This window comes from Variovorax sp. V15 (assembly GCF_041154425.1).
Taxonomy (GTDB): Bacteria; Pseudomonadota; Gammaproteobacteria; order Burkholderiales; family Burkholderiaceae_C; genus Variovorax; species Variovorax guangxiensis.
On sequence record NZ_AP028659.1, the window covers coordinates 5065649 to 5091779 of the forward strand.

The 26131-nt window shown below is 67.9% G+C and carries 25 protein-coding genes; 15 read left to right on the forward strand and 10 right to left on the reverse strand.

Annotated features, from left to right (window positions below):
• The first annotated feature begins 141 nt into the window (after positions 1–141).
• The 11 genes from ACAM57_RS24190 to accD all read left to right on the forward strand — a co-directional run bounded on the left by ACAM57_RS24190 (position 142) and on the right by accD (position 13275).
• Positions 142–1086, forward strand: coding sequence for a LysR substrate-binding domain-containing protein (locus tag ACAM57_RS24190; protein WP_369659240.1), 945 nt, complete (start codon positions 142–144; stop codon positions 1084–1086).
• Positions 1087–1137: 51 nt separating this feature from the next.
• Positions 1138–2559, forward strand: a complete 1422-nt coding sequence (gene leuC, locus ACAM57_RS24195) for a 3-isopropylmalate dehydratase large subunit (RefSeq protein WP_369659241.1) — start codon at positions 1138–1140, stop codon at positions 2557–2559.
• Between the two features lie 32 nt (positions 2560–2591).
• Positions 2592–3248 (forward strand): 3-isopropylmalate dehydratase small subunit, encoded by a 657-nt coding sequence (gene leuD / locus ACAM57_RS24200; RefSeq protein ID WP_184635540.1) that lies wholly within the window; start codon positions 2592–2594, stop codon positions 3246–3248.
• Positions 3249–3300: 52 nt separating this feature from the next.
• Positions 3301–4389, forward strand: a complete 1089-nt coding sequence (gene leuB, locus ACAM57_RS24205) for a 3-isopropylmalate dehydrogenase (protein ID WP_126022671.1) — start codon at positions 3301–3303, stop codon at positions 4387–4389.
• 89 nt (positions 4390–4478) lie between these two features.
• Positions 4479–5621 (forward strand): aspartate-semialdehyde dehydrogenase, encoded by a 1143-nt coding sequence (asd, locus tag ACAM57_RS24210; protein ID WP_369659242.1) that lies wholly within the window; start codon positions 4479–4481, stop codon positions 5619–5621.
• Between the two features lie 167 nt (positions 5622–5788).
• A complete protein-coding gene (locus tag ACAM57_RS24215) occupies positions 5789–8647 on the forward strand; it encodes a FimV/HubP family polar landmark protein (RefSeq protein WP_369659243.1) in 2859 nt (952 codons plus the stop codon).
• Between the two features lie 40 nt (positions 8648–8687).
• A complete protein-coding gene (truA, locus tag ACAM57_RS24220) occupies positions 8688–9500 on the forward strand; it encodes a tRNA pseudouridine(38-40) synthase TruA (RefSeq protein ID WP_369659244.1) in 813 nt (270 codons plus the stop codon).
• The gene (locus ACAM57_RS24225) at positions 9497–10198 is read left to right on the forward strand and encodes a phosphoribosylanthranilate isomerase (protein ID WP_369659245.1); all 702 of its coding nucleotides are present in this window, start codon (positions 9497–9499) and stop codon (positions 10196–10198) included. Before truA ends, ACAM57_RS24225 begins: the two co-directional genes overlap by 4 nt.
• A gap of 48 nt (positions 10199–10246) precedes the next feature.
• Positions 10247–11533, forward strand: coding sequence for a tryptophan synthase subunit beta (gene trpB, locus ACAM57_RS24230; RefSeq protein ID WP_369659246.1), 1287 nt, complete (start codon positions 10247–10249; stop codon positions 11531–11533).
• On the forward strand, positions 11533–12378 hold the full coding sequence (gene trpA, locus ACAM57_RS24235; protein WP_126022665.1) for a tryptophan synthase subunit alpha: 846 nt from the start codon (positions 11533–11535) through the stop codon (positions 12376–12378). Before trpB ends, trpA begins: the two co-directional genes overlap by 1 nt.
• Positions 12379–12402: 24 nt before the next feature.
• Positions 12403–13275 carry an acetyl-CoA carboxylase, carboxyltransferase subunit beta gene (gene accD / locus ACAM57_RS24240; RefSeq protein WP_019654097.1) on the forward strand — a complete coding sequence of 291 codons (873 nt, stop codon included), beginning with the start codon at positions 12403–12405 and terminating at the stop codon, positions 13273–13275.
• A 75-nt stretch (positions 13276–13350) separates the two neighbouring features.
• On the opposite strand, the gene ACAM57_RS24245 is transcribed toward accD, so the two are convergent.
• On the reverse strand, positions 13351–13911 hold the full coding sequence (locus ACAM57_RS24245) for a YggT family protein (protein ID WP_126022930.1): 561 nt from the start codon (positions 13909–13911) through the stop codon (positions 13351–13353).
• A 49-nt stretch (positions 13912–13960) separates the two neighbouring features.
• Between ACAM57_RS24245 and ACAM57_RS24250 the strand changes: the two genes are divergently transcribed.
• The 4 genes from ACAM57_RS24250 (at position 13961) to ACAM57_RS24265 (ending at position 18074) form a co-directional block, all read left to right on the forward strand.
• Positions 13961–14605 (forward strand): LON peptidase substrate-binding domain-containing protein, encoded by a 645-nt coding sequence (locus ACAM57_RS24250; protein WP_369659247.1) that lies wholly within the window; start codon positions 13961–13963, stop codon positions 14603–14605.
• A gap of 124 nt (positions 14606–14729) precedes the next feature.
• Positions 14730–16277, forward strand: coding sequence for a lysine--tRNA ligase (gene lysS / locus ACAM57_RS24255; RefSeq protein ID WP_369659248.1), 1548 nt, complete (start codon positions 14730–14732; stop codon positions 16275–16277).
• Between the two features lie 2 nt (positions 16278–16279).
• Positions 16280–17551 (forward strand): Hsp70 family protein, encoded by a 1272-nt coding sequence (locus ACAM57_RS24260; RefSeq protein WP_369659249.1) that lies wholly within the window; start codon positions 16280–16282, stop codon positions 17549–17551.
• Positions 17552–17564: 13 nt separating this feature from the next.
• The gene (locus tag ACAM57_RS24265; protein WP_369659250.1) at positions 17565–18074 is read left to right on the forward strand and encodes a M48 family metallopeptidase; all 510 of its coding nucleotides are present in this window, start codon (positions 17565–17567) and stop codon (positions 18072–18074) included.
• 145 nt (positions 18075–18219) lie between these two features.
• Here the strand turns inward: ACAM57_RS24265 and ACAM57_RS24270 are convergent, their stop codons facing one another.
• From ACAM57_RS24270 to rnc, 9 genes are all read right to left on the reverse strand, one after another.
• Positions 18220–19044, reverse strand: coding sequence for a galactosyltransferase-related protein (locus ACAM57_RS24270; RefSeq protein WP_369659251.1), 825 nt, complete (start codon positions 19042–19044; stop codon positions 18220–18222).
• A gap of 17 nt (positions 19045–19061) precedes the next feature.
• Positions 19062–19736, reverse strand: coding sequence for a class I SAM-dependent methyltransferase (locus ACAM57_RS24275; protein ID WP_369659252.1), 675 nt, complete (start codon positions 19734–19736; stop codon positions 19062–19064).
• Positions 19737–19881: 145 nt separating this feature from the next.
• Entirely contained in the window at positions 19882–21234 is a 1353-nt protein-coding gene (locus ACAM57_RS24280; RefSeq protein ID WP_369659253.1) for a galactosyl transferase GMA12/MNN10 family protein, read from the reverse strand.
• A 28-nt stretch (positions 21235–21262) separates the two neighbouring features.
• Positions 21263–22345, reverse strand: a complete 1083-nt coding sequence (gene nagZ / locus ACAM57_RS24285; protein WP_369659254.1) for a beta-N-acetylhexosaminidase — start codon at positions 22343–22345, stop codon at positions 21263–21265.
• A gap of 2 nt (positions 22346–22347) precedes the next feature.
• Entirely contained in the window at positions 22348–22740 is a 393-nt protein-coding gene (acpS, locus tag ACAM57_RS24290) for a holo-ACP synthase (RefSeq protein ID WP_369659255.1), read from the reverse strand.
• Between the two features lie 13 nt (positions 22741–22753).
• A complete protein-coding gene (locus ACAM57_RS24295) occupies positions 22754–23551 on the reverse strand; it encodes a pyridoxine 5'-phosphate synthase (protein WP_369659256.1) in 798 nt (265 codons plus the stop codon).
• Positions 23548–24318 carry a DNA repair protein RecO gene (gene recO / locus ACAM57_RS24300; RefSeq protein WP_369659257.1) on the reverse strand — a complete coding sequence of 257 codons (771 nt, stop codon included), beginning with the start codon at positions 24316–24318 and terminating at the stop codon, positions 23548–23550. Before recO ends, ACAM57_RS24295 begins: the two co-directional genes overlap by 4 nt.
• A 133-nt stretch (positions 24319–24451) precedes the next feature.
• Positions 24452–25435: a GTPase Era gene (gene era, locus ACAM57_RS24305; protein ID WP_369659258.1), complete on the reverse strand. Its 984-nt coding sequence runs from the start codon at positions 25433–25435 to the stop codon at positions 24452–24454.
• Between the two features lie 8 nt (positions 25436–25443).
• Positions 25444–26130, reverse strand: a complete 687-nt coding sequence (gene rnc / locus ACAM57_RS24310) for a ribonuclease III (RefSeq protein WP_126022652.1) — start codon at positions 26128–26130, stop codon at positions 25444–25446.
• Position 26131: the final 1 nt, after the last annotated feature.

Here is a 26131-nt window from a genome sequence, read left to right on the forward strand (position 1 = left end):
CAAGCCCCGAGGCGTCCATGCCCGGCCAGGCGGGTTGCCCGTCGTCGCCCGGCACCGAGGCCATCTCACATCACGACGGCTGGCACTTGGAAACAGGGAGAAAATAGCCCTCTCATCGCAAAACGCGATGTCCGCAGCCCCATGAGCACCTCCGAACGCAACTTCGCCCGCCGCATCGACCTCACGTCGCTGCAGCTGTTCGTGGCCGTATGCGAACTCGGCAGCATCGGGCGCGCGGCGGAGCGCGAATTCATCGCGGCCTCGGCCATCAGCAAGCGGCTGTCGGACCTCGAGGCCACGCTCGGCACCACCCTGCTCTACCGCCATGCGCGAGGCGTCGACCTCACGCCCGCCGGCGAAAGCCTGCTGCACCACGCGCGCTCGGTGCTCTACAGCCTCGAGAAGATGCAGGGCGAGCTCAGCGAATACGCCGACGGGGTGCGCGGCCACGTGCGGGTGCACGCCAACATCTCGGCGATCGTGCAGTTCCTGCCCGAAGACCTGGGCGTGTTCACGCGCGCTCACGAGGCTATCAAGATCGACCTCGAGGAGCACCTCAGCAGCGAGGTGATCCGCGCGGTGCAGGAAGGCGCGGCCGACCTCGGCGTGTGCCACGTGGCCGGCGGCGCGGGGGAGCTGCAGAGCCTCTCCTACCGGCACGACCGGCTCGCGCTGATCGTGCCCACGGGCCACGCGCTGGCGGCGCGGGGCAGCATCGACTTTGTCGACTCGCTCGACTTCGACCACGTCGGCCTGCACACCAACAGTTCCATCTACGTCGCGATGCACGAGGCGGCGCTGGACGCCGGCCGCAGCATCAAGCTGCGCATCCACGTGACAGGTCTCGACGCCATGTGCCGCATGATCGAGAACGGCCTGGGCATCGGCGTGATGCCGCAGCGCGCCTTCGAGCTCATGCGCAACGGCATCGGCCACGGCCTCGCGAGCGTCGCGCTCAACGACGCCTGGGCCGCGCGCGAGATCAGGCTGGTGGCACGAGATTTCTCCACCCTGCCCGTGGCGGCGCGCTCGCTGGTCAACCACCTGCACGCGGCCGCGGACGGCGGCGAACAGCTCGCGGCCTAGGCCGCAACGGCAGACAATTCCATTTCCCCACGAAAGACAGAAGAGACCGACATGGCACGCACGCTCTACGACAAGATCTGGGACGAACACGTCGTCCACACCGAGGAAGACGGCACCGCGATCCTCTACATCGACCGCCACCTGGTCCATGAAGTGACCAGCCCGCAGGCATTCGAAGGCCTGCGCGAGGCCGGCCGCAAGCTGTGGCGCATCAGCTCGGTGGTGGCCACCGCCGACCACAACACGCCCACCACCGGCTGGGAGCGCGGCTACGAAGGCATTGCCGACCCGACCAGCAAGGAACAGGTCACCACGCTGGACCACAACATCGCCGAGTTCGGCGCGGCCGCGTTCTTCCCCTTCCTGAGCAAGCGCCAGGGCATCGTGCACGTGATCGGCCCCGAGTCGGGCGCGACGCTGCCGGGCATGACCGTCGTGTGCGGCGACTCGCACACCTCCACGCACGGCGCGTTCGGCGCGCTGGCGCACGGCATCGGCACGAGCGAGGTCGAGCACGTGATGGCCACGCAGACGCTGCTGGGCAAGAAGGCCAGGAACATGCTCGTGAAGGTCGAGGGCAAGCTGCCGCTGGGCTGCACGGCCAAGGACATCGTGCTGGCCATCATCGGCAGGATCGGCACCGCCGGCGGCACGGGCTACACCATCGAGTTCGCGGGCTCGGCCATTCGCGACCTGAGCATGGAAGGCCGCATGACGGTGTGCAACATGGCCATCGAGGCCGGTGCGCGCGCCGGCCTGGTGGCGGTCGACGAGAAGACCATCAACTACATCAAGGGCCGTCCGCTCGCGCCCACCGGCGTCGAATGGGACCAGGCCGTGACCTACTGGCGCACGCTGCAGTCCGACCCGGGCGCGAAGTTCGACGCCGTGGTCGAGCTCGACGCCGCGCAGATCCAGCCGCAGGTGACCTGGGGCACCTCGCCCGAGATGGTGGTCGAGATCAACGGCCGCGTGCCCGATCCCGACAAGGAGAAAGACGCCAACAAGCGCGGCGCCATCGAGCGCGCGCTGGTCTACATGGGCCTGGAGCCCAACAAGGCCATGAACGACATCTTCATCGACAAGGTGTTCATCGGCTCGTGCACCAACAGCCGCATCGAGGACATGCGCGAAGCCGCCGCCGTGGTGAAGAAGCTGGGCCAGAAGGTCGCGAAGAACGTGAAGCTCGCGATGGTCGTGCCCGGCTCGGGCGTGGTGAAGGAACAGGCCGAGCGCGAAGGGCTCGACCAGATCTTCAAGGCCGCGGGCTTCGAATGGCGCGAGCCCGGCTGCTCGATGTGCCTGGCCATGAACGCCGATCGCCTGGAGCCCGGCGAGCGCTGCGCCTCCACCAGCAACCGCAACTTCGAAGGCCGCCAGGGCGCGGGCGGGCGCACCCACCTCGTGAGCCCGGCCATGGCCGCGGCCGCCGCGGTGCACGGCCATTTCGTCGACGTCCGCACGTTCGCCTGAGCGGGCTGCAAGAAGGAAGAAAAGAGACTCCCATGAAGCAATTCACCGTGCACAAGGGCCTCGTGGCCCCGATGGACCGCGAGAACGTCGACACCGACGCGATCATCCCCAAGCAGTTCCTCAAGTCGATCAAGAAGACCGGCTTCGGCGTGAACCTGTTCGACGAGTGGCGCTACCTCGACCCGGGCCTGCCCGGCCAGGACCCGGCCAGCCGCAAGCCGAACCCCGACTTCGTGCTGAACCAGCCGCGCTACGCCGGCGCGTCGATCCTGCTGGCACGCCAGAACTTCGGCTGCGGCTCGTCGCGCGAGCACGCGCCATGGGCGCTCGACCAGTACGGCTTCCGCGCGATCATCGCGCCGAGCTATGCCGACATCTTCTTCAACAACAGCTTCAAGAACGGCCTGCTGCCGATCGTGCTGCCGGAAGCGCAAGTGGCGCAGCTTTTCGACGAGACCTTCGCCTTCCCGGGCTACACGCTGACCATCGACCTGGAACGCCAGGTGGTGGTGAAGCCCGACGGCCAGGAGTTCGCATTCGACGTGCAGGCCTTCCGCAAGTACTGCCTGCTCAACGGCCTGGACGACATCGGCCTCACGCTGCGCCACAAGGACAAGATCAAGGCCTTCGAGGCCGAGCGCCTGGCGCAGAAGCCGTGGCTTGCGCATACGATGCTCGCCAACAGCTGAGCCGCCCGAGCCTGTTCGCGCGCTCCCATTCATTCCCTCAACAGAAGACAAAATGAAAATCGCAGTTCTCCCGGGTGACGGCATCGGCACCGAAATCGTGGCGGAAGCCGTCAAGGTGCTCGACGTGCTCGACCTGAAGTTCGAGACGGAGTCGGCCCTGGTCGGCGGCGCGGCCTACGAGGCGCACGGCCACCCGCTGCCCGAATCGACGCTCAAGCTCGCCAAGGAAGCCGACGCGGTGCTGTTCGGCGCCGTGGGCGACTGGAAGTACGACAAGCTCGACCGGCCGCTGCGGCCCGAGCAGGCCATCCTGGGGCTGCGCAAGAACCTGGGCCTGTTCGCCAACTTCCGCCCGGCCATCTGCTACGAGGAGCTGGTGGGCGCCTCGAGCCTGAAGCCCGAGCTGATCGCCGGCCTGGACATCCTCATCATCCGCGAGCTCACGGGCGACATCTATTTCGGCCAGCCGCGCGGCCGCCGCACCGCTACGGACGGGCACTTCCCCGGCGCCGAAGAGGCCTTCGACACGATGCGCTATTCGCGCCCCGAGATCGAGCGCATCGCCCGCGTGGCCTTCGATGCAGCCCGCAAGCGCAGCAAGCGCGTGACCAGCGTCGACAAGAACAACGTGCTGGAAACCTCGCAGCTGTGGAAAGACGTGATGCTCGACATCGCGAAGGAATATCCGGACGTCGAACTCGACCACATGCTGGTCGACAACGCGGCCATGCAGCTCGTGAAGGCCCCCAAGAAGTTCGACGTGGTGGTCACCGGCAACATGTTCGGCGACATCCTCTCGGACGAGGCCGCGATGCTCACCGGCTCCATCGGCATGCTGCCCTCTGCATCGCTCAATTCGAGCAACCAGGGCCTGTACGAGCCCAGCCACGGCAGCGCCCCCGACATTGCTGGCAAAGGGGTTGCCAATCCTTTGGCTACAATCCTGTCCGCTGCCATGATGCTCCGTTTCTCCCTCAACCAGCCAGAAGCTGCCGACCGTATCGAGTCGGCGGTCAAGCAGGTGCTCGCCTCCGGGCTGCGCACGGGCGACATCTGGTCGGAAGGCACCAAGCGCGTCGGCACCCGCGAGATGGGCGACGCGGTCGTTGCAGCAATCACCAAAAAGACGATTACCGGCTAACCGCAGCCCGCTTCGTCACGCCCCTCCCCGGCTCGACGAGTCGGGCGCAAAAAAGACAACTTTTCTTTTTTTCATAAGGGCAAACTGAAATGGCGAACGCATCTCAACCTCTGGTCGGCCTCGTGGGCTGGCGCGGCATGGTCGGCTCGGTCCTGATGGACCGCATGCAGGCCGAAAGCGACTTCGGTCTCATCGAGCCGGTCTTCTTCTCGACCTCCAACGCCGGCGGCAAGGCCCCGGCGATGGCCAAGAACGAAACCGCGCTGAAGGATGCGAACGACATCGAGGCACTGAAGAAGTGCGACATCGTCATCACCTGCCAGGGCGGCGACTACACCAGCGAGGTGTTCCCCAAGCTGCGCGCCGCCGGCTGGAACGGCCACTGGATCGACGCCGCGTCCACCCTGCGCATGAAGGACGACGCGATCATCGTGCTGGACCCCGTCAACCTGCCGGTGATCGAGAACGCGCTCGCCAAGGGCGGCAAGAACTGGATCGGCGGCAACTGCACGGTGAGCTGCATGCTCATGGGCGTTGGCGCCCTCTACAAGGCCGGCCTGGTCGAATGGATGACCAGCATGACCTACCAGGCCGCATCTGGCGGCGGCGCGCAGCACATGCGCGAGCTGCTGACCCAGTTCGGCACCCTCAACGCCGAAGTGCGCGCCCTGCTGGACGATCCGAAGTCGGCCATCCTCGAGATCGACCGCAAGGTGCTGCACAAGCAGCAGACCCTCAGCGCCGCAGAAACGGCCAACTTCGGCGCGCCGCTGGGCGGCTCGCTGATCCCCTGGATCGACAAGGACCTGGGCGACGGCATGTCCAAGGAAGAATGGAAGGGCGGCGCCGAGACCAACAAGATCCTCGGCCAGGGCGCGGGCTTCGGTACCGCCGCCGTGCCGGTCGATGGTTTCTGCGTGCGCATCGGCGCCATGCGCTGCCACAGCCAGGCCCTGACCTTCAAGCTCAAGAAGGACGTGCCGGTGGCCGACATCGAGGCGATGATCGCCGCCGACAACCCATGGGCCAAGGTCGTGCCGAACACGCGCGAAGCCACGGTCAGGGACCTGACGCCGGTGGCCGTGACGGGCACCATGAACATCCCGGTCGGCCGCATCCGCAAGCTGGCGATGGGCCCGGAGTACGTGGGCGCCTTCACCATCGGCGACCAGCTGCTGTGGGGTGCCGCGGAGCCGCTGCGCCGCATGCTGCGCATCCTGCTCGAAGCCTGATGAGGGCTGCTCAGGCTTTTGAAACACGAATTGTTGCCTTCAAGCAACGCAAGATGTGTGCGTAAGTATGCGCGCACTGGGTAGAACAAGCGCATTGCCTTGTCAGTGCCCAGTGATGATGCTAACGTCCTCTTACAAATTCCGGGCCTGAGCCGCCCCCTATCAGCATGACAAGACATCTGTTGCCTGCGGCCAGCCCATCGGCCGTTCGCCCGCCTCTGCCGTCGAACGGTTGGCGCCTTTCCATTCTTGGCGCGGCGGCAGCCGTGGCCATGGGCATCGCCAGCGTCGACGCCAGCGCCTTCACGCTGGGGCAGCTGAAGGTGCAGTCGGCCCTCGGCGAACCCTTGCGTGCCGAGATCGACGTCACCGAAATCGCCGCCAACGAGGCGGACGGCCTGAAGATCAACATCGCCACGGCCGAGGCATTCAAGAACGCCGGCGTGCCGTACAACTCGGCACTCAGCGACGTCAAGGCGACGCTGCAGCGCCGGGCCGGCGGCCAGTACGTGGTGCGCCTGAGCGGCAGCCGCCCGCTGAACGACCCGTTCATCGACCTGCTGCTCGAAGCCAACGGCGCATCCGGCCGCATCGTGCGCGACTACACCGTGCTGCTCGATCCGCCGGCCACCCGCCAGGCTGCGGCGAGCACGCAGGCCACATCCATCTCTCCCCAGATCAGCACTCCCGTCGAGCGCGCAGCCCCCGCGGCGCGCGCGCGCCGCGAGCGCCCGCCCGTGGTGACCACGGCGCCGTCCGCCGCTCCCGCGCCTGCCGCAACCGCACCCGCCGCGGCAGCTCCCGCCCCGGCCGCAGCCGCACCAGCCCGTAGCGGCGGCGGCGAGCAGGTCACGGTGCAGCGCGGCGACACCGCCGGCAAGATCGCCGCCACCTACAAGCCCGCGGACGTCTCGCTCGACCAGATGCTCGTTGCGCTGCTGATGGCCAACCCCGACGCCTTCGTCGGTGGCAACGTCAACCGCATGCGCGCAGGCGCCGTGCTGGACCTGCCGAGCGCCGCCGAGGCGTCCGCCGTGCCGCCGGCCGAGGCCCGCCGCACGGTCACGGCACAAAGCCGCGACTTCGGCGCCTACCGTCAGCGTCTGGCCGACAACGCACCGACCACGAACGTGGCCGCCGCGAGCCGCAAGGCAGCGGGCAAGGTTCAGGCGAACGTCGAAGACCGCAACGCGGCGGCCAGCTCGCCCGACAAGCTCACGATCTCGCAAGGCAACGCTGCCAGCCGCGCCGCCGACGAGAAGGTCGCGCAGAACCGCCAGGCACAGGACAGCAGCAACCGCGTCGCGGAACTGTCGAAGAACATCAACGAGCTGAACAAGCTCAAGGCGGCGACGGGCACCGGCACGGGGTCGTCCGCCGCCGCGCCGGCCGCTGCCGCACCGGCACCGGCGACGCCTGGCATTCCGGTTCCGGCCCCCAATACCAGCGCCACGGTCGCGCCCCCCGTCGCCAGCCCCGCACCTGCTGCGGCCGCCGCAGCTCCGGTCGCACCTCCCGCGCCGGCACCCGCTGCGGCGCCCGCCGCCGCCCCGGCAGCAGCGGCAGCTCCGAGCCCCGCACCTACGCCCGAAGCCACGGCACAGGCCGCAGCGCCTGCTGCTCCGGTTGCCGCTCCGGCTGAAGCAGCACCGGCCGTCACGCCGCCGGTGGCAGCCGATGCCACCGCCACCCCTGCTGCTGCAGCCGCAAGCGCCGCGGTGGCCGCCGCACCGAAGCCCGCTGTGAAGAAGCCGGCTCCGCCGCCCCCGCCGCCGGAGCCCACCTTCCTCGAAGAGCTGATGGACAACCCGCTGATGCTGGCGGGCGCCGCGCTGATCGCGCTGCTGGTCGGCTTCCTGCTGTACCGCGTGCTGGGCCGCCGCCGCGAGGAAATGAGCGAGAGCGTGTTCCTCGAAAGCCGCATTCCGAAGGATTCGTTCTTCGGCGCCAGCGGTGGCGAATCGGTGGACACCAAGCATCGCGGCGACTCCACCGTCTCGTCGCTGTCGTACTCGCCGAGCCAGCTCGACGCAGGCGATGTGGACCCGGTTGCCGAAGCCGACGTGTACCTGGCCTACGGCCGCGACCTGCAGGCCGAAGAAATCCTGCGCGAAGCGCTGCGCCTGAACCCGGACCGCACGGCCATCCACCTGAAGCTGCTCGAGATCCACGCCAAGCGCCGCGACGTTCGTGCCTACGAGAGCCTCGCCACCGAAGTGCACAAGCTGACAGGCGGCCAGGGCTCCGACTGGACCCGCGTCGTCGACATGGGCAAGGACCTCGATCCGGGCAACCCGCTGTACGAATCGGGCTCCCCGCGCAGCGGTGGCGCCAGCGCCGCCGAAACGGCCGCCTTCGCAGGCGCCCTGGCCGCAGTTGCCAAGCCGGCAGCGCCCGCTCCAGTGGTTTCGCCGCCGGTGGCCGTGGCACCGCCCGCCTTCGTGCCCTCGGTCGCTCCGCTGGACTTCGACCTCGACCTGACCACCCCGCCGGCACCCGCTCCGGCACCGGCTGCCCAGCAGCACGCACCGGTCGGCGCCAGCCTGCCGAAGTCGGCCTACGCCCCCGCTCCGACGACGGCTCGCCCAGCGCCGCCGCTGTCGAACGGCCATGCCCCGACGACGCCGGTCGACCTCGAGAACGACTTCGACACCGCCCCCGGCGCACTGTCGGCCGACACGCTGCCCGGTTCGCTGAGCCTGAGCGACGCCGACAACACCCGTCCCGCGATGCTGCGCAATGCGCTGCCGGCCGACTCGGGCTTTATCGAGTTCGACATGAGCGCGCTGGCCGGCCTGCCGGCATCGCGCCCGGCCGAGACCGCCAAGCCCGCGTCGGCTCCTGCCGCCGCCGCGCACAACGACGACGGCGACGACAGCCCGCACGCGGTCAAGCTGTCGCTGGCCCGTGAGCTGCAAGCCATCGGCGACGTCGAAGGCGCCCGTTCGCTGGTCGAGGAAGTCGAAGCCGAAAGCGCCGGCGACCTCAAGTCGCAAGCCCGTCAACTGCTCGCGGAACTGCGCTGATCGGGCCTCGCCGCCCGCTCTTCCTCGGTCCCCTGAATTCGTGAGGCTGGCGCTCGGCATCCGGTACAACGGCCAAGCGTACGACGGCTGGCAGAGCCAGCCCTCGGGTCGCACTGTGCAGGACAAGCTCGAGGCGGCCCTCACGAAGTTCACCGCGCAGCCCATCAGGACGCTGTGCGCCGGACGCACCGACGCGGGCGTCCACGCGCTGATGCAGGTGGTGCACTTCGACACCACCGCCAGGCGCGAACCCTTCTCCTGGATGCGGGGCACCAACCGCTTCCTGCCTGACGACATCGCGGTGCAGTGGGCGCACCCCGTGCCGGACGAATTCCACTGCCGCGCCAGCGCCCTGGCGCGCCGCTACGTCTACGTGCTCTCCCAATCGCCGGTGCGGCCCAGCCTCGATTCAGGCCGTGTCGGCTGGTCGATGCATCCGCTCGATGGCGACGCGATGCGTGCGGCTGCGGCACTGCTGATCGGCCAGCACGACTTCAGTTCGTTCCGCGCCTCCGCCTGCCAGGCACGCTCGCCGGTCAAGGACTTGCGGCGCATCGAGATCACGCGCATCGGCAATGGAGAACGCTGCCGCTGGCACTTCGAGTTCGAGGCCGATGCATTCCTGCACCACATGATCCGCAACCTGATGGGCAGCCTCCTGCGCGTCGGCCGCGGCGACGAGCGGCCCGAGTGGATCTCACACGTGCTCGCGGCGCGCAGCCGCGATGCGGCGGCGCCCACCTTCTCGGCCGACGGCCTGTATTTCATGGGCCCGTTGTACGACGCCAAGTGGGGTCTGCCGGACGAAGCCACGCTGCAGGCCGGCCGCGCTCCGTATGATGGCCCGCCATGAGCGCGCCTGCCCTGTCCCGAACCCGCATCAAGATCTGCGGCCTCACCCGCGAAGCCGACGTTGACGCGGCAATCGAAGCCGGAGCCGATGCCATCGGCTTCGTGCTGTATCCGAAGAGCCCCCGTGCGGTGACCGCCGAGCGTGCAGCCGAACTGGCCTCGCGCCTGCCGCCGTTCGTCACGCCCGTGCTTCTGTTCGTGAACGAGGATGCTCCCAAAGTCATAGCGTCACTCGCCCAGGTGAAGGGCTCGATCGCGCAATTCCACGGTGAAGAAACGCCGCAGCAATGCGAGGAAGCCGCCGGCGGCGGGCGCTTCCGCTACATGCGCGCCGCCCGGATTCCGCTGGGGGATGCCGGGGCCGGCTTCGACCTCGTAAAATACGCGTCCGATTACTCCCACGCCCAGGCCATCCTGCTCGACGCGCATGTCGAAGGTTATGGCGGTGGCGGCAAGGCATTCGATTGGTCACTTCTTCCACCCGCCGTCGACGCTCACCTCGTCTTGAGTGGTGGGCTCACACCTGCAAACGTGAGCGATGGCATTCGCATCCTGCGGACGCGCTGCAAGACGCTGTCCGTTGATGTGAGCTCGGGCGTCGAAATCGACGGTCCCGGGAACAAGGGCCTCAAGGACGCCGGAAAGATCCGGCAGTTCGTCGCAGCAGTCAGGGCTGCAGACGCGTCCTTCTCCAGTTAGCCGCCGCAGCCGATCGTTCGTCGGGCTGCGGCCCACCGATCGAGAACCATGCAAAGTCAATTCCAGGACTACCAGCAACCCGACGCCACCGGCCACTTCGGCAACTACGGCGGCACCTTCGCGAGCGAAACGCTCACCCACGCGATCAACGAACTGCGCGACGCGTACGCGAAGTTCAAGAACGATCCGGCCTTCCTCGCGGAATTCCACTACGAGCTCAAGCACTTCGTCGGCCGCCCCTCTCCCATCTACCACGCGGCGCGCACCAGCCGCGAAATGGGCGGCGCGCAGATCTACCTGAAGCGCGAAGACCTCAACCACACCGGCGCCCACAAGATCAACAACGTGATCGGCCAGGCGATGCTTGCGCGCCGCATGGGCAAGCCCCGCGTCATCGCCGAGACCGGTGCCGGCCAGCACGGCGTGGCCACCGCCACCATCTGCGCGCGCTACGGCCTCGAGTGCGTGGTCTACATGGGCAGCCAGGACGTGAAGCGCCAGAGCCCCAACGTCTACCGCATGAACCTGCTCGGCGCCACCGTGGTGCCCGTCGAATCCGGCAGCAAGACGCTGAAGGACGCGCTCAACGAGGCGATGCGCGACTGGGTCACCAACGTGGAGAACACCTTCTACATCATCGGCACCGTCGCCGGCCCGCACCCCTACCCGACCATGGTGCGCGACTTCCAGAGCGTGATCGGCACCGAGTGCATCGAGCAGATGCCGGCCATGCTCGCGGCCGACGGCATCACCGGCGAAGCGGAGGGCAAGCAGCCCAACGTGGTGATCGCCTGCGTGGGCGGCGGCAGCAACGCCATGGGCATCTTCCACCCCTACATCCCGTTCACCGGCACGCGCCTGATCGGCGTGGAGGCTGCGGGCGAAGGGCTCGACAGCGGCAAGCACTCGGCCTCCATCCTGCGCGGCAGTCCCGGCGTGCTGCACGGCAACCGCACCTACCTGCTGCAGAACGAGGACGGCCAGATCACCGAGACCCACAGCATCAGCGCGGGCCTCGACTACCCCGGCGTGGGCCCCGAGCATGCGTACCTGGCCGACATCGGCCGCGCCGAGTATGTGGGCGTCACCGACACCGAGGCGCTGGACGCCTTCCACTACCTGTGCCGCACGGAGGGCATCATCCCCGCGCTCGAATCCAGCCACGCGGTGGCCCACGCGCTGAAGCTCGCCAAGACCATGCGCCCCGACCAGTCGATTTTGGTGAACCTCTCCGGCCGCGGCGACAAGGACATCGGCACCGTCGCCGACCTGTCGGGCGTCGATTTCTACGACCGCCCCTCGATGCGCGGCCTGAGCGTGAAGGGAGGCAAGTGATGAGCCGCATTGCAGCCACCTTCGAGGCCCTGAAGAAAGACGGCCGCCGCGCCCTCATTCCGTATGTGACCGCGGGCTTCCCCTTCGCCGACATCACGCCGGAGTTGATGCACGGCATGGTCGAGGCCGGCGCCGACGTGATCGAGCTGGGCGTGCCATTTTCCGACCCGATGGCCGACGGCCCCGTGATCCAGAAGGCCGGCGAGGCCGCGCTGGCGCTGGGCGTGGGCATGAAGCAGGTGCTCGCCATCGTCGCGGCCTTCCGCAAGACCGACACGACCACGCCCGTGGTGCTGATGGGCTATGCCAACCCGGTCGAGCGCTACGACCTGGTGCACGGCAAGAAGGCCTTCATCCGCGACGCGGCCGCCGCGGGGGTCGATGGCCTGCTGGTGGTTGACTACCCGCCCGAGGAATGCGAGGCCTTCGCCGCCGAGCTGAAGTCCGCCGGCATCGACCTGATCTTCCTGCTGGCCCCCACCAGCACCGACGAGCGCATGGCCCAGGTCGCGCGCATCGCGAGCGGCTACGTCTACTACGTGTCGCTCAAGGGCGTGACCGGCGCCGGCCACCTCGACACCGAGGCCGTCGGCCGGATGATCCCTCGCATCCGCGAGCACGTGAGCATCCCGGTGGGCGTGGGCTTCGGCATCCGCGACGCCGCCACGGCGCAGGCCATCGGCTCGGCCGCCGACGCGGTCGTGATCGGCACGAAGATCATCCAACTCATCGAGGACCAGCCCCGCGACAAGGTCGTGCCGGCGGTGCGCGAATTCCTCGCGGGCATCCGCGAGGCGCTCGACGCGCTGCCCGCCGCGACGGCCAAGAACGCGGCTGGTCGATAATCACCGCCAACACAAGGAGCCCCCATGAGCTGGCTTGAAAAACTGCTACCCGCCAAGATCGCCCAAACCGACCCGTCCGAGCGCCGCCAGGTGCCCGAGGGCCTGTGGATCAAGTGCCCCGCCTGCGAAACGGTCCTGTACAAGACCGACCTCGAGCACAACCAGAACGTCTGCCCCAGCTGCAGCCACCACCACCGCATCGGCGCCCGCGCGCGGCTCGACGCCTTCCTCGACGCCGAAGGCCGCTACGAAGTCGGCCAGGAAGTGCTGCCGGTCGACGCGCTGAAGTTCAAGGACAGCCGCAAGTACCCCGAGCGCCTGAAGGAAGCCCTGGAGAACACCGGCGAGACCGACGCGCTGGTCGTCATGGGCGGCTCGGTGCACAGCATCAGCGTGGTCGTGGCCTGCTTCGAATTCGAGTTCATGGGCGGCTCCATGGGCAGCGTGGTCGGCGAGCGCTTCGTGCGCGGCGTCGAGACCGCCATCGAGCAGAAGGTGCCCTTCATCTGCTTCACCGCCACCGGCGGCGCGCGCATGCAGGAAGGCCTGCTCTCGCTGATGCAGATGGCCAAGACCAACGCCGCGCTCACGCGCCTGGCGAAGAAGGGCCTGCCCTACATCAGCGTGCTGACCGACCCGACCATGGGTGGCGTGTCGGCCGGCTTCGCCTTCGTGGGCGACGTGGTGATCGCCGAGCCGAAGGCGCTGATCGGCTTCGCCGGCCCGCGCGTGATCGAATCGACCGTGCGCGTGACGCTGCCCGAAGGCTTCCAGCGCGCCGAGTTCCTGCAGACCAAGGGCGCGATCGACTTCATCAGCGACCGCCGCGAACTGCGCAAGACCATCGCCAACACGCTGGCGATGCTGCTGCGCCAGCCGGCCGATGCGGTGAGCTGAGCGAAACGCCGACGCAATAACAAAAGGGCCCGGATGCCGGTGCATCCGGGCCCTTTTGCTTTGGAATTCAGGCGTTCAGAAGGTCAGCTGGTAAGCAAACACCAGCAGGTTGCCCAGCACGATCGCGATCACCTGCAGCACGACGATCGCGGCCAGCGGCGACAGGTCGACCCCGCCGATCAGCGGAATGAAGCGGCGGAACGGCCGCACCAGCGGCTCGGCCAGGCGGGAGATCAGGTCGAGCAGCATCGGCGACGCATTCGGAATCCACGACAGCACCGCGTAGACCACCAGCAGCGCCGTCAGGCCCGAGACGGCCAGCTGCATCAGCCCCACCAGCGACACCAGCGGCAGGGTCGCGATGCGCCCCAGGTTGCCCACCAGCAGCCACAGCAGCAGGAACTTCAGCATCACCAGCAACCAGGCCGCGATCAGGCTGGCCAGGTCCCAGCGCTTCACGGAAGGCACGATGCGCCGCAGCGGCAGCACGATCCAGTCGGTGATGGCGAACACGAAGCGCCCAAGCGGGTTGCCGAAGGGCACGCGGTGGTACTGCATGTACAGGCGCAGCAGGCAGGCGCCGCCGAGCAAACCGACGATCACGTCGAGAAGGAACGAGGGAATCTGGTAGAGCATGAGGCGCGGCCGTGAGGGGAATGCGATGATAGCCACGCAAGGCTCTTCGATGACGACACAACCCCTTTTGCATTCACTGCCATTGTTTCCGCTCGGTACGGTGCTCTTCCCCGGCGGTCTTCTTCCACTGCGCATCTTCGAGGTGCGCTACCTCGACATGATCGGCAAGTGCCGCAAGGCCGACGCGCCCTTCGGCGTGGTGAGCCTCACCAGCGGCAGCGAGGTGCGCAAGGCCGGCGCCGATGCCGAGAGCTTCTGCGCCATCGGCACGCTGGCCATGATCCGCGAGTTCGAGTCTCCTCAAAGCGGCCTGCTGCAGATCGAATGCGTGGGCACTCAGCGCTTTCGCGTCCGCAGCAACGAGCTGCAGAAGCACGGCCTCTGGGTCGCCGAGGTCGAGGCGGTGAACGACGACGTCGCGCTCGAGATTCCCGACGACCTGCGGCACACGTCCACCGCACTGCAGCGCCTTGTCGGCACCCTCGAGGAGCGCAAGCGCGCCCAAGGCGGGGCGGTGCGGCTGCCGATTGCCGAACCCTATCGCTTCGACGATTGCGGCTGGGTGGCCAACCGATGGTGCGAACTGGTGCCGATGCAGCTGGAGCTGCGCCAGAGGCTGATGGAGCTCGACAGCCCGCTGATGCGGCTGGAGCTGGTCAGCGATCTGCTCGCACGCACCGGCATCACTGAATAGGTCGCTCCATTTTTCATAGCGCATAGCGCAGGATCGACGGGCGCTCCGGGCCAGTTTTATTCAAACCCGATCGGCTAAAATGCCGGGCCCGCGCACGCTCCCGGTTGCGCGTCATCCGCCTCCCATGTCCGATCAAAAGAACCCATCGCCTCCTCCCGCTCCCGCCGACGAAAACCAGCTCATCGCAGAACGCCGCGAAAAGCTCACGCAGCTGCGCTCGGCGCAGGCCGAGGGCAAGGGCGTTGCGTTCCCGAACGACTTCAAGCCGGGCCACCGTGCCGCCGCACTCGTCGAGGCACATGCCGCCACCGAAGGCGAGGCCCTCGAGGCGCAGGCCGTTTCCGTGAGCGTGGCCGGCCGGATGATGCTCAAGCGCGTGATGGGCAAGGCCAGCTTCGCCACGCTGCAGGACGCCACCGACCGCATCCAGCTCTACGTGACGCGCGATGCCGTCGGAGAAGACGTGTACGCGGACTTCAAGCGCTGGGACCTGGGCGACATCCTCGGCGCCGAAGGCACGCTGATGAAGACCAAGACGGGCGAGCTGTCGGTCAAGGTCACGAAGCTGCGCCTGCTCACCAAGAGCCTGCGTCCGCTGCCCGACAAGTTCCACGGCATGGCCGACCAGGAGCAGAAGTACCGCCAGCGCTACGTCGACCTGATCACCGACGAATCCGCCCGCAAGCGCTTCACCGCGCGCAGCAAGGCGGTGAGCGCGCTGCGCGAGTTCATGGTGTCCAACGACTTCCTCGAGGTCGAGACGCCCATGCTCCACCCGATCCCGGGCGGCGCCAACGCCAAGCCCTTCAAGACGCACCACAACGCGCTCGATCAGGAGATGTTCCTGCGCATCGCGCCCGAGCTCTACCTCAAGCGCCTGATCGTCGGCGGCTTCGAGCGCGTGTTCGAAATCAACCGGAGCTACCGCAACGAGGGCATCTCGGTGCGGCACAACCCCGAGTTCACGATGATGGAGTTCTACGCGGCCTACTGGAACTACCGCGACCTGATGGACTTCACCGAGACGCTGATCCGCACCATCGCCGACAAGGCCGTGGGCACGCAGCAGCTCACCTACCAGGGCAAGCCGGTCGACCTGACGCAGCCCTTCGAGCGCCTGACGATCCGCGAGGCGATCCTCAAGTACACCGAGGCCGAAGGCGTGGCGCAGGGCGTCAACGACAGCGCCTGGCTCATCGCCGCGCTGCGCAAGCTCGGCATGAACGAGGAGAAGGACAAGCTCTCGCAGCGCAGCCTCGCCAGCCTGCAGGTGCTGTTCTTCGAGGAAACCGTGGAAGAGAAGCTCTGGCAGCCGACCTTCATCATGGAGCATCCGACCGAGATCTCGCCGCTGGCGCGCGCCAACGACGAGCGCCCCGAAGTCACGGAGCGCTTCGAGCTGTACATCACCGGCCGCGAGTTCGGCAACGGCTTCAGCGAGCTGAACGACGCCGAGGACCAGGCCGCGCGCTTCAACGCGCAGGTGGCCGCCAAGGACAGCGGCGACGATGAAGCCATGTACTACGACCACGACTTCGTGCGCGCCCTCGAGTACGGCATGCCGCCCACCGGCGGCTGCGGCATCGGCATCGACCGGCTGATGATGCTGCTGACCGATTCGCCGAGCATCCGCGACGTGATCCTGTTCCCGGCGCTGCGCAGGGAATCCTGATCGTGAAGGCACCGTCGTCGTTGCCGACGATCGGCATCGACTTCGGCACCTCCAATTCCGCTGTCGCTTGCCGGGTAGGCGGAGAAGTCCGCCTTCTGCCCATCGAGGGCTCGGCCACCACCCTTCCCACCGCGATCTTCTTCAACGCCGAAGACCGCACGACGCACTTCGGCCGCGACGCCATCGGCCAGTACCTCTCGGGCACCGAGGGCCGGCTGATGCGATCGCTCAAGAGCCTGCTCGGCAGCGCGCTGATGCAGGAGAAGACGGCGATCTACGATGGCCTCGTGAGCTTCGAGGACATCATCGCGCGCTTCCTGCGCGAACTGGCCGTGCGCGCCGGCCGGGAGCTCGGCCAGATGCCGGAGCGCGTGGTGATCGGGCGCCCGGTGCATTTCGTGGACGATGACCCCAAGCGCGACGAGCGTGCGGAAGAAAGCCTGCGCCTCGCGGCGCGCGCCGCTGGGTTCCGGGAGATTTCGTTCCAGCTCGAGCCCATCGCGGCCGCCTTCGACTACGAACAGCGCGTCGCCAGGGAGTCGATCGTGCTCATCGTCGACATCGGCGGTGGCACCTCCGACTTCACCGTCGTACGCGTCGGCCCCGAGCGCGCCGCGCGCGAGGACCGCGGCGACGACGTGCTGGCCACCAGCGGCGTGCACATCGGCGGCACCGACTTCGACCAGCGGCTGAACCTCGAACAGGTGATGCCGCAGTTCGGCTTCCGCCATCACGGCCCGCAGGGGCGCGAAGTGCCGAGCAAGGTGTTCTTCGAGCTGTCGTCCTGGCACCTGATCAACTGGCTCTACGCCGCCAAGGCGCTGCGGCAGGCGAAGGACCTGCGCACCAGCTACAGCGACACGCGCCTGCACGACCGGCTGATGACCGTGCTCGAAGAGCGGCACGGCCACCGCATCGCGAGCGCGGTGGAAGCAGCCAAGATCGAGGTCTCGCTGAGCGATGCCCCGACCGCCATCGACCTCGGCAGCGCCGAACGCGGACTGGCGGCATCTCTGACTCCGGACGACATGGCCCAGCAACTGGCCACGCCGCTGGAAAGCGTGGTCGCCTGCGCCCACGCCTGCGTCAAGCGCGCGGGCCTGCGCAGCAACGACCTCGACGCGATCTACCTCACCGGCGGTTCCTCGGCGCTGCGCCCCTTCCAGAACGCCCTGCGCAGGAGCTTCGCAGGCGTGAACCTGGTCGAGGGCGACCTCTTCGGCGGCGTCGCCACCGGGCTGGCCTGCGCGGCCAGTACGCAGCGCCGGGCCTGAGCTCGCTCATTCCATGAAATACCTGGCGGGCTACCCGGCACCCTTGCTGGAGCAGGTCCGCCAGCTCATCGCCGAAGACAGGCTCGGCGCCCTCCTCGGCCAGCGCTACCCGGACGGCGTGCACGACATCCAGACCGACCGGGCGCTCTACGGCTACGTGAGCGAACTCAAGGGCGAATTCATGCGCAAGGCCGAGCCGCTGTCGAAGGTGATGTTCGACAACAAGCTGCACGTGATCCGCAACGCGCTGGGCACCCACACCACCGTGTCGCGTGTGCAGGGCGGCAAGCTCAAGGCCAAGCGGGAAATCCGGGTGGCGAGCCTGTTCAGGGAGGTGCCGCTGGCGTGGCTGCGGATGATCGTGGTGCATGAACTCGCGCACATGAAGGAGCGCAACCACGACAAGGCGTTCTATGCGCTGTGCACGCACATGGAGCCGGACTACGGGCAGCTCGAGTTCGACCTGCGGCTGTACCTGACGCACCTGGACCTGGGCGGGCAACGGCTCTTCGGCAAGAGCTGAGGTCGCAGCCGGCCCGGACCGCTGAAACGCCCTTCCCGGTCGCGGGCCCGGCGCTCGCAGATTTCCCGGCGTGGTGTGTCCGGATGCAGGCAGCTGGAGCAGGCGTCTGACGCACGAGCGAAAGAACCAACCAGCGAACGGCAGATCAGTCGGAAGCGAAGAAGGACGACAGCTCGCGCGCCAGCGCCTCGACCTCCTCCTGCGACATGCTCTCGATGGCATGCGAGGCGCGCAGGTTTTCCGTGCCGTCCAGGCCCTCGATCAGCGCATTGCGCGAACCCGAGTCGTGGTGCAGATGGAAGAGCGGCACGTGCATGGAGTGCCAGCGCACGCCCAGCCGGCCCGCCCGGCGCAGCAGCTCGTCGTCCTCGCCGCCCCAGCCTTCGAGCCGTGCGTTGTACCCGCCGACGCGGATGTATTCGCTGCGCTTGAACAGCACGATGCCGCCGTTGGCATTCGCATACAGGATGCCGGCGTCGGGGGGCAGGTTCTCCACGTCGATTGACGCGAAGCGGGCGTAGTCGGGCCGCTCCAGGAACTCGCGCTTGAGTTCGCCCGTCACGTTGACCACGTTCCAGTAAGGGCACAGCACGTCGCTGGTGTCGCGGTCGAGCAGGACGTCGATGCAGCCGCGCAGGGTCCAGGGCTGGGCGATGGAGTCAGCGTCGTGGAAGCAGATCACGGGGCTGCGCGCCAGCCGCACGCCCGTGTTGTAGAGCATCGACTTCGGAAAGGGCCCCTCGTGATGGATGAAGACATGCCGGATCCTGGGATCGCCCAGGCGCTGCCAGTCGAAGCGCGGCGCCGGCGCCGCCTCCATCAGCCACAGGCGGTAGTCGGTGTAGGTTCGCCCCAGGTGCGCCAGTACGGCATAGAGGTTCTCGCGCCGCTCCTCGGTCGCCTCCCTGTACGAGACGATGATGTCCACGTCGCGCAGGGAGGTTTTTTCGTCGGTTCCGGCTTCGGCCATGGGGCAGCTTCCATCCATCAGAGGGGGCGGTACAGCACGAAATTGTGCCCGTCGGACGTCTCCTTGTAGCGGGTATCGCGGATCGCCAGGTTGACGGGATCCTTCCTGCCGCTGGAATGCTCGTTGAAGAGCCCCGCGCCGTTGACCGCGTCGACCACCTCGGCCAGCCCGGGCCCGGCCCAGTTGTCGTGCCCCCGCAGCAGATAGAAGTGCATCACGCCGCACTGCTGGTGGGCCCAGTAGTCGTGCCAGCCGAACGAGTCGGGGCGCCACAGCGAGTTGTGGCCCTCGAAGAAGATGGGGCGGCTCATCGGCATGCATTCCGGCGTGGAAATGATGAGATAGCGCGACCGATAGTTGAGGAACTCGAGCAAGTCGCGGCCCTGCGAATGGAGCATGTGCTCGATGACGTCGCCCAGGATCACCACGTCGTAGAGGTCGCCGCTGCGCTCGTAGAGCTTGTCGGCCGTGATCGGCAGGATCTGGTGGTAGCCGACCTCGCGCAGCCGGGGAAACGCCATTTCGTCGCACTCCAGGGCGGTCAGCTCGCACTCGGGCACGATGTCCCTGAGCAGGGCGCCGTACTTGCCGCCCCCGGCGCCGATGTCCAGGATGCGCCTGGGACCGATCGCCTTGATCACGTGTTGCGTCAGGCTGTCGAAAGTCAGCCAGGATTCGCCGATGTGCGCCATGAAAACTCTCCCCCGGGACCGCTCGATTCAGGACTTTTGACTTTACAGGAGCCCCCGGGCCGCCCGGCGGCCGTGTTTGCCAGCTTGTGCGCATTTGCGCCCGGTGATTGCATGGGAAAGGGCATCCGCCCGCCCTGCCCGCTCCCTACCGGATCTGCTGCGACGCGGCATCCATCGCCGCCATGTACACCGACCTGTAGGGCTCGACGAGGCTCACGAAGTGCACGAGCAGCGTGTCTTCGCCGGCCAGCAGGGGCGGCGTGTTGATGCTCAGGTTGTCGAGCACGCTGTCTTCGTCCAGCCGGCCTTCCTGCTTGAGCACCTCGTTGGTGTAGTACTGGTCGCCCATGCTGCTGTAGACGCCTGACTTGTCGGCCACCTCGCCGATGCGCGCCCAGATGCGCGCCAGCAGTTCGAGGTTGCGCGGGGTATTGCGAAAGCCCATCACGCCGGAATTGAACAGCCAGGCGCCCACGTCCTTCGCCAGCAGCAGGTCGCGGCCCGCCAGCAGAGGCTCGATCGGGCGCTGCTGGTTGCAAAAAAGGATGTCGGCATCGATCCAGATCACCCAGTCGTGGTCCGCGAGGTGCTGCTGCAGCAGCCAGCTGCGGACCCAGGAGCCGTTGATGCCCGGCCCGATGCCCCCGGGGATCTCGCGGTAGACGTGGTACGCGTAGCCATGCCGCTGGCAGTAGCGGCGCACGTTGTGCTCGGACACCCTCGCATAGGTCTCGACATGGTGGGTGTAGAGCGTTAGGAACGCGATGCGCGCGCCGGGGTTGAAGCTGCTCAGCGGCTCGTTGCCGAGCGCCGGGTAGCGCGGCGGCTGCAGCACCGGCCGGCCGTCCATCAAGGCCGCGTTGACCTCTCGCGCCAGCAGGGCCTGCAGGTTCGTGTCGTGCAGGATCTCGTCGCGCCAACCGCCGCCCGGCAGCGGCACCGGCGGCGAGGCCAGGTTGACCACGAAGACCCGCGCCTCGTGCCACTGGGCGATGCGCCAAGACACGTTGACGTAGACGTCGGCCAGCACCGCGTTGCACTCGAGCAGCAGGCCCGCCGGGCGCAGCCGCGCGGCCTCGTCGAGCCAGTCGGACTCCAGCGCGACCACGTGGCCCGCGTCCACGATCAGCTGGTGCAGCAGCGCGCGGTTGGCCTGCGTGTTGCGCACCACCATCATGTTCGTCATGGCCGGGCCGGGCTGGCTTTCGGGCCGGGGCCCCTCGACCACCAGCAGGTCGCGCCCCTGCATCAGGACATCGATGGCCACCGGGTGGAAGACCACCGAATCGCCGTCGAGGAAGAGCAGCCAGTCGCCCTCGGCCAGCGGACGCAGGTGGCGCAGGATCGTGCTGTACTTGGCGCCGGCACGCAGCGCCGAGTGCATCAGCCGCTCGCTGCTGGCCCACTGGTGGGGGTAGCCGAACAGGCGGCAGTAATGCGCGTGGTTGCGCAGCACCGCCTCGTCCATGCGGTGGAAGAGGCTGAGGCACAAGGGCATCGCAGGCTCCGGGTCGGCTGGGCGGTCGTCAGATGTCCGCCAGGCGCCTCGCGTCGCGGTAGACACGCGAGCCGATGAGCGCCTCCCAGCCGGGCGCCGCGCCCTGAGGCAGCAGCGCCAGGCGGCGCGCCTCGCTGTCCGCGCCCGGCCGCCACCGGCCCGCGCGCGCGGCGGCCGCGAAGCCCGCCAGGAAGCCGTCGAGCGGTGCACCGTCACCGATGCTCTGGTTGCACAGCAGCGCCATGTCGCAGCCGGCTTCCAGCGCCGCCAGCGCCGCGTCGGTAAAACTGAGCAGCTGCCCGTCGATGTAGCGCCCGGCCTCCATGCTAAGGTCGTCGCTGAACACCGCCCCGTCGAAGCCGAAGCGCTGGCGCAGGACCTCGCCCAGCCATTTCGAGGAGAAACCCGCCGGCCGCTTGTCGACCTTCGGATAAATCACATGCGCCGGCATCACAGCCGCGAGCGAGCCCGACAGCCAGTCGTACGGCTTCGCATCGTCGGCCAGGATGGCCTTGAGGCCGCGCTTGTCCACCGGGATCTCGACGTGCGAGTCGGCGTGCACGAAACCGTGTCCCGGAAAGTGCTTGCCGCAGTTGCGCATGCCCATCTGCAGCATGCCGTGCATCACGCTCTTGGCCAGCAGCGCGACCACGCGCGGGTCGCGGTGGAAGCTGCGGGTGCCGATGACGCTGCTGCCGCCGTAGGCCAGGTCGAGCACCGGTGCGAAGCTGAAGTCGACGCCGCAGGCACGCAGCTCGCCGGCCAGCACCTGCCCGACGGCCGTGGCGGCCTGGGTGGCGCGCATGGCGTCGCGCATCCAGAGTTCGCCGAGCGCGCGCATCGACGGCAGGTGGGTGAAGCCGTCGGTGCGGAAGCGCTGCACGCGGCCGCCCTCGTGATCGACGCAGATCAGCAGGTCGGGCCGGATCGACTTGATCTGGGCGTTGAGCGCGGTCATCTGCGCGCGGTCCTGCCAGTTGCGGGCAAAGTGGATCACGCCGCCGACGAGCGGGTCGGCGAGGCGACGGCGGTCGGCGTCTGTCAGCGCCGTGCCGGCAACGTCGATGATCAGCGGCGCATGGGGGCGGTCTTCTGCAAGCCCGGCGGTCATATCTATATCTTCTCCACCACCACGAAGCTCGCGGCGTATTCGGTTTCGTCGGTCACGGTCACGTGGGCTGTGAGGCCCTGTTCCTCGAACCACTCCTTCAGGGCGCCGTGCAGCACGATGACCGGCTTGCCGCTGCGCAGGTTGGCGATCTCGCACAGGCGCCAGCTCATGGGCATGCGCATGCCCAGCCCGATCGCCTTGCTGAAGGCCTCCTTGGCGGAAAAACGGGTAGCGAGGTAGCTCAGGCCGCGCTTCGGCCAACGCGCGCTGCGGGCCTGCCAGACCTTGAACTCGGCATCGCTCAGCACCTTGCGGGCAAAGCGTTCGCCCTGGCGCTCGAAGGTCGCGGCGATGCGACGCAGGTCGCAGATGTCGGTGCCAATGCCGTAGATCATGCGGCGACGGCGCTCATTGTTGTTGCTGCTGTTGCTGCTGGCTCGCCTCACGGATGCAACGCAGGTAGTCGCGCGTGGCGGCCGTGTAGCCGAGTTCGAGCGCGTCGGCGACGAAGGCGTGGCCGATGGAAACCTCCTGCACGCCCGGCACGGCGCGCAGGAAGGCCGTGAGGTTGTCGCGGCTCAGGTCGTGCCCGGCGTTGACGCCTAGGCCTGCCGCCATGGCCGCGCGCGCCGTTTCGGCATAGCGCGCGAGCACGGTCTGCTCGTTCGGGGTGCCGCGCGAGGCGGCGTAGCCTTCGGTGTAGAGCTCGACCCGGTCAGCGCCCACGGCCTTGACTGCGGCCATCATCTCGGGAATCGGGTCCATGAACAGGCTGACGCGCACGCCCAGCGCCTTGGCTTCGGCGATCAGCGGGCGCAGGCGCTCGGCGTCGTCGGGGAAGGTCCAGCCATGGTCGCTGGTCGACTGGGTCTCGCTGTCGGGCACGAAGGTGGCCTGGTGCGGCTTGAGCGCGCGCACGAAGTCCATCAGGTTCTGGAAGGGGTTGCCCTCGATGTTGAATTCGATGCCCGGCCAGTCCTTGGCGAGCAGCGCGGAAAGATCGCTCACGTCGTGCGCGCGGATGTGGCGTGCGTCCGGCCGCGGATGCACCGTGATGCCGTGGGCCCCGGCGGCCAGGCAGGCCTGGGCGGCCTTCACCACGCTCGGAATGCCGAGGTGGCGCGTGTTGCGCACCAGGGCGACCTTGTTGAGGTTGACGGACAGCGAGGTGGCGGCGCTGGCGCCGGCTTGGCCCGGAGTGCTCATAGTGCTTGCAGGTCTCTCATCATTTGCCGCGTGCGCAGCGTGGACACGCCGCAATGGTAGTTGAGCAAGGTGCGCAGTTGGTTTCGCAGGGCACTGTTGCTGCCGGCGTTCATGGTGGCAATTTCACGCAAGGTGGCGGTAAATGGCGCGCGGTCATCCAGCACGGCCTGCAGGGCCCGCCAGTCGGCGCCGGTCAGCGCGGCCTCGTCGTCGCCGGCCTCGCGCAGGCCGGCCTCGGGCACGAGGCTGTAGCGCAGCCCGCCGGCGAGCGGCTCCAGCGTCAGGGTCTGGACGTCGAGCGACGGCAGCAGGCCGACTTCGCGCAGCAGCAGCAGCTCGAAGGCGCGCAGCGCGGCCGCCTGGGCCGCTGCCTGCGCACCGCCGTGCTCGCTCGCCAGCACCTGCACGACGCCGGCGTAGGCATCGAACAGCGCCTCGTGGGCGTCGTCGCGCGCCAGCAGGCGCAGCAGCAGCTCGTTGACGTAGTAGCCCGACAGCAGCGCCTCGCCGGTCGGCATCACGTGGCCGCCCATCCATTCGGCGCCCTTGAGCGTGCGGATTTCGGCGTCGCCGCCGTAGTTGAGCTGCAGCGGCTGCAGCGGCAGCAGCACCGGGCGGAAGTTGGAACTGGGCCGCTTCGCCCCCTTGGCCACGAGCGCGATGCGCCCGTGGTGCCGGGTGAAGACTTCGAGGATCAGGCTCGACTCGCTCCAGTCGTAGCGATGGAGGACGTAAGCCGGCTCGTGCGAAACGCGGTGGGTGGCCATGTCAGTGAGCAGTCGAGCATCGAGGCTTCAGGCCGGCAAACGCCGCGGAACCGGCTTTGCCGGGCCGCTGGCGTTGCCCCCTGCAAGGGGGTTGGCGGCTACGCGAAGCGAGCAAGCCTGGGGGTTTGCCTGTTTATTCGTAGCCGAAGGAACGCACGCGCGCTTCGTCGTCGGCCCAGCCGGAGCGCACCTTCACCCACAGCTCGAGGAACACCTTGGCATCGGCCAGCTTCTCGAGCTCGACGCGGGTTTCCATGCCGATGCGCTTGATGCGCTCGCCCTTGTCTCCGATCACCATGGCCTTGTGGCCGTCGCGCTCGACCACGATGGTGGCGGCGATGCGCAGCAGGCGCTTCTGGCCCTTCTTCTGGGGCGGCTCCTCGTCGAACTTGTCGATGACGACGGTGGAGGTGTAGGGCAGTTCGTCGCCGGTCAGGCGGAACAGCTTCTCGCGCACCAGTTCGCCGGCGAGGAACTTCTCGCTGCGGTCGGTCAGCTCGTCCTCGTCGTAGAACCAGGGCTGCTCGGGCAGGTATTTCTCGCAGATGCCGAACAGGCGCTCGACGTCCTTCGGGTTCTTGGCCGACATCGGCACGTACTCGGCGAACTCGTGCTTCTCCTGCATGCTCTTCAGCCAGGGAGCGATGTCGCCGCGGCGGTGCACGTTGTCGAGCTTGTTGGCCAGCAGCACCGTCGGAATGCCCTTGCCGAGCAGCTTGAGCACGCGCTCGTCGGCCTGGGTGAAGCTGCCGGCCTCGACCACGAACAGGATCAGGTCCACGTCGCCGACCGCGCCCTGCACGGTCTTGTTGAGCGACTTGTTCAGCGCGTTGGCGTGCAGGGTCTGGAAGCCCGGCGTGTCGACGAACACGAACTGCGTGGCGCCCAGCGTGCGCATGCCGGTGATGCGGTGGCGCGTGGTCTGCGCCTTGCGCGAGGTGATGCTGATCTTCTGGCCGACCAGGGCGTTGAGCAGCGTCGACTTGCCCACGTTGGGCTTGCCGACGATGGCGATGAGGCCGCAGTGCTGGGGGCCTTGGTGGCCTTGGGAACCAGCGGCACCCTCGCCGCCTTCGGCGTCTGCGGGTTCCGCTACGGGATTGATAGCATCGTTCATTCTGGATTTCACGCGCCGCCGCGTGCCTTGAGCCGGATCAACATGGCCGCCGCGGCAGCCTGCTCGCCGGCGCGGCGCGAGCCGCCGATGCCGCGTTCGCGAAAGCCCAGCTCGGGCACCTCGCACTCGACATCGAAAGTCTGCTTGTGCGCCGCGCCCAGTGTGGCGGCCACGCGGTACACCGGCAGCTTCATTTTGTGACCCTGCAGCCATTCCTGCAATTCGGTCTTCGGGTCCTTGGCCGCGGCTTCCATGCGCGGGTTGATCTCGACCGACTCGTAGAGCCGGTGCACCAGCGCCTGGGCGGCGGCGAAGCCCGCATCGAGATAAACGGCACCGATCAGTGCTTCCAGCGCATCGGCCAGGATCGACGGCCGGTTCGGCCCGCCCGAGCGCGCTTCGCCTTCGCCAAGCCGCAGCAGCGGTGACAGTGCCAGCCCTACGGCCAGGCGATGCAGGGTGTCCTGTTTGACAAGGTTGGCCCGCACGCGCGAAAGGTCGCCCTCGGGCAGCGCCGACAGGCGCTGGTAGAGCAGGTGCGAGACCGCCAGGTTCAGCACCGAGTCGCCGAGGAATTCGAGGCGCTCGTTGTGGTCGGCCGAGAAGCTGCGGTGCGTGAGCGCGAGCTGCAGCAGCCGCGGATCGGAGAAGGTGTGCTGCAGGCGCGCCTGCAACGCGGCCAGGCTGCCGTCCACC